The sequence below is a fragment of the Methylobacter sp. genome (assembly GCF_004322395.1).
In the GTDB taxonomy this organism is placed as follows: domain Bacteria; phylum Pseudomonadota; class Gammaproteobacteria; order Methylococcales; family Methylomonadaceae; genus Methylobacter_A.
This window is the reverse complement of sequence record NZ_SCTW01000037.1, coordinates 1-6,712: the sequence shown is the minus strand read 5'-3', so window position 1 is coordinate 6,712 and position 6,712 is coordinate 1. Positions and strand designations below refer to the sequence as shown.

Below are 6,712 nucleotides of genomic sequence, written 5' to 3'. Positions count from 1 at the left end.
GGAGACTTTTTCGATTCCCCATGTGCCTATAGCAACGCTGACTTCGACAGGCCTTAACCGCTTTGACGAGTCGCTAATGGAGCTCAGTCAAGGCCTGATTGATAGTCGCTCCTTATTCTTGCTGATATTAACCGGGCTGGCCGTTCGCCAGATAGCCAAGGGGCGCATTATGACGCCCGCAGCCAGTCTGCTTTGGGGCGCTATTGAATTATTGAGAGAAGAAAACGGTTGAGCCGGAGAAATGTTAATAATAGAACGCGGATGACACGAATTCGACTGATCAACACAGATAAAAAATCCGTTTAAACCCGTCTAATCCGCGTCATCCGCGTGCTATTTCTCTAACTGTCGATTAGTGTCATTATTCAACAAGCAATTCGGCCTTATCAGTTTTTTCCCAAGGTAAAGACAAACCATGAGCGCCAAAGTGTCCGTTAACGGGTAATTTTTGATAAAAAACACCGTCATATTTTTGCGTTAACTCTTGTAATTCGAAGTCCCTGATAATGGCTCCCAAGCGAAAATCAAAATGCCTGAGCAGGCGCTTTCGAATCTCTATATCTTCGATAACTCCGGTTTCTTTTGTAGTCAAATAAACACTGACCGGGCCGGAAAAGCCGATGCTGTAACTCAGCTGAACTTCACATTGTGCCGCGAGGCCCGCCGCCACGATGTTTTTAGCGGCATAGCGGGCCGCATAAGCGCCGACTCTGTCGATACGCGACGGCCCCTTGCCGCTCAAGGCCGATCCGCAATGCCTTGCAAAACTTCCGTAGGTATCGCTGTCGGTTTTTCGGCCGGTCATGCCTGAATGAGTGGCGGGTCCGCTACGCCTATAAGGCCCGTTCGGATTAATAGTAATACGGGTCAAATTGTCCGGCTTAACCGGCGCATGTTTAAACACCGGATTGATGACATTATGGCGGAGATCTTCTTCGATCTGCGCAAAAGCAGGCGGCGAATCGGGCTCATCGCAACCGATAACAAGGGTAATGCTATCGATCCGGCTCGGCGCATCATTTACGAATTCAACGCCGACTTGGGAGGTGCAATCCGGCGATAAGTAAGCGATGTCGGCGTCCCGCTTGGTTTTTGATAATTGCCGAGCCAATTGATTAGCCAAACTGATCGGAAGCGGCATTAATTCCGGACTATGCCGGCAAGCGTAACCGAATACCGTCGTTTGATGGGAAACGCTGATCCGGTCTATTTGCTCATCCTCAATGTTTGAAAAATTTATTTCCCTGGAGGTCTTCGATTGTTCTATATAACTGGTCACAACAGTACATTCAGCCGCATTGAAGTCCTCGGGCCGATAACCGACCCCGTTGATGACAGTACGCGCCAGTTCAGGAATATCGACAATCGCTTCGCTTGCAAAGCGCGCGGCAAGAAACAATACGTTCTTTGATAACGCACACTCCGCGGTAATTCCGGAAGCAGGATCTTGCCGGAGGAAGGCATCGACAATAGCGTCGCTGATGGTATCGCAAAGACGGTCGGGATGCCCTTCGGTGACGGATTGAGAGGTAAACACAAAATCAGTGATCATTTTTCATTCCCCTGAATAATGCTATTAACGTTGATCCTAAAAAGAGCAGTTGGAGCGAGTGAAAAGCCGTTCGTGCTGAGCTTGTCGAAGCATGATCGGGTTTTCACGTATTCACCCATTCGGTGAGTCATCCAAAATCCCGCTCACCCTTCGACAGGCTCTGGGCGAACGGGATTTTGGATGGCTCAACTACTCTTTTTAGATTGATCCCTTTTACCGCCTCATTGGCAAGCAACGGCAATCCAGCGCCGGCCAGTATGGCAATCATATCGACAACGCCTATCGGACTCAGTCTTAACAGCCCGCGCAAAGGCGGTAAAGTCGCTGCCAGCGCCTGCATCAATACTGAGAAGCCGACTGCGGTATCGAGATAGCGGTTGGAAGGGCGGTTCTTTGAATCGAAAATAGAGCTGTGCTCGGAACGGCATCGATAGGCATGGAGTAATTGCGCCAGTGTCAGCGACATAAAAGCATGGGTACCGGCTTTTTGGCCGGGACCGTAGCGCAGACGGCTATAACCGTAAACCCCTAAGGCTCCGGCCGTAATGATGCCTGATTCCCGAATCAATTTAAAGTAATCGCTACGGCTCACAATGGCGGCATTCGGATCGCGCGGCGGCCGCTTGAGCACATCAACCTCAGGCGGATCAAGCGCCAAAGCCAGAGCCGGAAAGATGTCGGTTACTAAATTGATCCACAATAACTGTATCGGATTAAGGATTTCAACCCCGCCCAAAGCGGCGCTGACCAGCATCACTTCGATTTCGCTGAGATTGGTCGACAGCAGAAAGTGCAGGCTTTTACTGATATTGTCATAGATAGCCCTGCCCTCGCGTATCGCAGTCACCATGGTTTTCAAGTCGTCGTCTTCCAAAATGACATCGGCTATCGAGCGTGCAACATCGGTGCCTTTTTCGCCCAGCGTGACGCCGATATTGGCTGCTTTAAGCGCCGGACCATCGTTAATACCGTCGCCGGTCATCGCGACAACCTTCCCGCTCCGCTGCAATGCTTCGACAATACGCAACTTGTGCGCCGGACTGACTCGGGAAAAAATCGTGGTTCTATCCACTAAACCGGCAAGAACCGAAGGATCCAACTTTTCCAGATGTCCTGAATCGATAATTTCCAACGATTTGCCCTGAGCGCCGTTTAAGCCCAGCCTTTTGCCTACCGAATAAGCTGTCGAGCTTTGATCACCGGTAATCATCACTGTTTCGATGCCGGCATCATGGAACTGGGCCATGAGTTCTTCCATACCGGGGCGGATCACATCTTCCATGCCGACCAAGCCCAGCCAAATGAACTCTCGCTGTTTGTAATCGTCGGCACCCTCGGTAATGCAATAAGCGACACCCAACACCCGCAATGCGTCGGCGCCCAGCCTTTCGTTCCAGGTTAAAATGGTTTTACGTTGATCCTCGGACAAAACTTCCACGCGCCCATTGAGGCTGCATTGTTGGCAAAGTTCGAGCACTTCGGCAGGACTGCCTTTAACGGCCGAAAAAAATTGCCCATCTGACAGTGAATGGACGCTAATCATATAGGGACGATCTTCGGCGCGGTAATCCACTTTGACCATGGGGCGATGCTGTCTTAAAGCATGAACATCTTCGTCCGCATCAATAGCTACCTGGAGCAGTGCGTTTTCGGTAGGCGAACCTTGCAAGCCCCCTGCTCCGTCTTTGGCAGGCATCGATTCATTACAAAGCATCAGCACTTCCATCATGCGCCGCAATGTTTGATCGGTTCGGTAAAGATCGACTTTCGCCTTGCCCTGATAAAAGCCTTGCTGTTTGACTTTAATACCGGCATGCAAGGTTTGCAGCGTGACTACACTCATTTGATTTAAGGTCAGCGTTCCGGTTTTATCGAGACAGATGACCTGCGCCGAGCCCAGGTTTTCAACGGCAGGCAGTTGGCGAATCAGTACTTTTTGCCTTTTCATCTCCTTGATTCCGAGCGCCAGCGTGGTGGTCGCCACGGTCGGCAATCCTTCCGGAACCGCAGCGACGGCCAGGGAAATAGCCGACATCAACATTTGCGGCAACGGGCGGCCGCGCAAAAGACCGACAGCGAACACTAAAACGCAAATACCCGAACTAAGCAAAGCCAGCTGCATGCCCATGTCATCGATTTGCTTTTGCATCGGTGTCTCCGGTGCTTTGGCTATCCCCACCAACTCCTGAATTTTGCCGATTTCGGTATGCCGGCCGGTGGCGACGGCTATCGCCCGGCCGTCCCCGCCGGTCACTATCGTCCCCATATAAACCATATTTTGCCGATCGCCTAGCGCGATATCCTCTTCGCCCACATATTCATGATTTTTGCTGATCGGAAGACTCTCTCCGGTTAACGGTGATTCGTCTACAGTTAACCGGTGGCTGGCTAATAAGCGGGCATCGGCAGGAATATAAGAGCCTGGAGCTAAAACGAGAAGATCGCCCAGCGCGACGTCCGGCATTGGGATTTCCCGCTTAAACCCGTCTCGAAGCGCAACCGCAGTTTCCGGAGTCAATTGTCCCAGCGCATTAATGGTTTTTTCCGCGGTTTTTTCGGTCGCGTAACCGATAACTGAATTGACCAAGACCACGGCGACTATCACGACCGTATCCGCGACGCCTCCAGTAGCCAATGAAACCGCAGCCGACACGCCGAGCATCGCTACCGGCGCGGACATAAATTGTCCTAGGAACATTTGCCAAGAGGAACGCCCGGCCTGTTCGGACAACACGTTAGCCCCATACTGCACCAGCCTTTGCGCCGCGACTTCTTGAGTCAGGCCTTGCTCGCTACTTTGCAAGAAATTGACGACCCGGGTTCCCGAAAGCGTATGCCATAGCTGTAGCGGCTGGGCTTGATATTCAACAGCTTCAAGTCTTCGCCGTGCTTTTTTAGGTTTTCGCAGCACCTTTTTCGGTGGGCGGTCGATACTTTCGATATGACGAATAAGAGGGCCGCCCAATTCCGCTTCGAGCAATCGGGCAATCCCAACCGGCATTTCGCCGGTATCTTGAGGCGCTGCATATTCAATCAGTAAATTGCCCGTTAAGGTATTGGCATACGCAAGCCTGATTTCGTCCAACTCCGTTAATCTCGATTCCAGATTCGCACGCAGACGGTCATTCCGGTACAGGCCGGGCACTTTGATCCGGGTTCGTCCCGCAACCCGGTTATGAATGATTAGCAGATAATTTTGCGGTTTGTTATCTTGCGTATCGGGGTCCATCATTGTTGGCCTTCAATAATAAACTTTTATGACTTAATCGGGCGCTTTAGAGAAATATGATTTATCAAAAGGAACGGTAATAGCATCCAGACCTCTTGCTTCACATTGATCATTCAAAGCCAACCTAATCAAATCCGTCGCACTTAATGCAACAGAAACCGGCGTTAGTGTTAAGTATCAAGTCCATCGCGTTTTTCGACAGCCTTTTTTACACTTTCGGGAAGCTGTACGAACAGAGACTGAATATGCATTGGCCTCGATATTCTGTCTTCAATAATGAAGTTAATTATGTTGAACAAGTTATAGGCGATTTCCGGCGTATCATTTATTTCAATTTCACCAGGATGAACCGCGTTGTTATCTACAATGCGGCAAAAGTCAAGAGCTTGCCGCACCTCAACAGGCAATCCTTTCTCAACAAGATTCCCAATGTTTTCGTTAATATTTTTGCCGTTCTCCCCAAGCGCAATCATCAATTTCTGAAGCGCTAGCCTCAACAAAGCCGATGCCGCTCTAGAAGAAAGATCAACGATACCTCTTGCCTCGTTATAGTCCGCGACGCACTCTAGCGGCATGTCTGTATGAGCAGGGGGAACGAGCGCTACTGATGGAACTATCATGCGCCCGTCGTACCAATACGACCATTTTTTGCAGTGTTCACAAACGCAAAATTCCAGGGGTTTATGAATAGAATATCCGGCATGCAATCTATTCCAGCAGTAAAAATTCTGCCAAGACTGCGAAGAGTAGACGCCACAATGAATGCAGTTAAACTGTAGCTTCTTGTATTCCGGCGGATGATAATTCTGCATGTGGGTTTCCAGAAACTTATCGTTGGAAATGACCGTGCTTGGTTAGCACTCGACCGATATATCGACGGTTAACTGAATTATTAGGTGTAATTGCGGCATTCATAATAACCATGAATAGCTGCTTGGACTGTAATAGAGCTCTGGTGGCTGTCGTTCAGAGTTAACGTAAAGTGTGGATGAAACGATTATTTATATTGAATCAAAAACGGCTGTACTTTTTAAGCAAAATACACTTTTACAGACTCAATAAGCAATATGTATAAATACTTAACATGCACGGTTATCACTTATTGTTCACCTGTACCCGGCCAACTCAACATAACCTTGGCCTGAAATGGGCTTGCCGTTTTTTGTGCCGTTAACGCTGACTGCGCCTTCCCAATAACGATAACTAACATTGAGTTCCTGGTCATTTATTAACGGAACAATCTCAAGCTCAAGGCCCTGAACAGGGACTGCCAAACGCCAACGCGAGGGATAAATTATTTTTGAATGTGGACTTTTCCAGCTATCGAGAGTTTTAATCGTGACATCGTTTTCTTTCAGGGAAATTTTTGTGTTGTCTGCCAGAACGAAAGAGCCGGAACTGTTGCTATCCGGCTGGCCGTCTTTGCGCCTTAATTGATAAAACATTAATTCGGTATTATCGGATAGCTGCAAGGCAAACCAGTCCCATCCGCTTTGTTCTGCCGACAAAGCGCTGGTACTCCATTCCCGGTCCATCCAGCTTGCGCCGTTAACTGAAAATTTATTACCTGAAACAACGATAGCGCCTTCAGTAGCCAATCGAGGGTAGGAATAATAATACGAGGCATTGCCCGGTTCCCGGCTTTTCCGGCTCAATCCCTGGTCGCCTTGCAATATATAACCCTTTTGTGATTTTAATAGCAGATCAATGGCAAAGTCGTCGCTTTTGGCGTGTAGCCGAAGCGGAAAATCTGCCTCGCCTTCGGTTCTTGCGGACCAATCATAAAGCCACACATGATATTTTTTATTCGAGGCGCCGGCGAGGTCGTTTCCGGCCCGGCTAAAACGTTCATCCGTGTAAAACCGGCCCTTCTCTACATCGGTCAAAGTCAAGTGCGCCATATACACTTGATTATTTCGCCAGGCGGACTT

The 6,712-nt window shown here is 49.3% G+C and carries 5 protein-coding genes; 1 reads left to right on the top strand and 4 read right to left on the bottom strand.

Annotation, left to right across the window (positions count from 1 at the left end):
- The coding region (locus EPO18_RS05405; protein WP_292431590.1) for a hypothetical protein at positions 1–232 on the top strand (232 nt) is incomplete at its 5' end.
- A 129-nt stretch (positions 233–361) separates the two neighbouring features.
- Here EPO18_RS05405 and metK read toward each other — a convergent pair.
- The 4 genes from metK to EPO18_RS05385 form a co-directional block, all read right to left on the bottom strand.
- On the bottom strand, positions 362–1,552 hold the full coding sequence (metK, locus tag EPO18_RS05400; protein WP_292431588.1) for a methionine adenosyltransferase: 1,191 nt from the start codon (positions 1,550–1,552) through the stop codon (positions 362–364).
- 127 nt (positions 1,553–1,679) lie between these two features.
- Positions 1,680–4,784: a cation-translocating P-type ATPase gene (locus EPO18_RS05395; protein ID WP_292431585.1), complete on the bottom strand. Its 3,105-nt coding sequence runs from the start codon at positions 4,782–4,784 to the stop codon at positions 1,680–1,682.
- Positions 4,785–4,951: 167 nt separating this feature from the next.
- Positions 4,952–5,593 (bottom strand): DUF4145 domain-containing protein, encoded by a 642-nt coding sequence (locus EPO18_RS05390; protein ID WP_292431582.1) that lies wholly within the window; start codon positions 5,591–5,593, stop codon positions 4,952–4,954.
- Between the two features lie 294 nt (positions 5,594–5,887).
- On the bottom strand, positions 5,888–6,712 hold an 825-nt coding region (locus EPO18_RS05385), incomplete at its 5' end, for a lipocalin-like domain-containing protein (protein WP_292431579.1).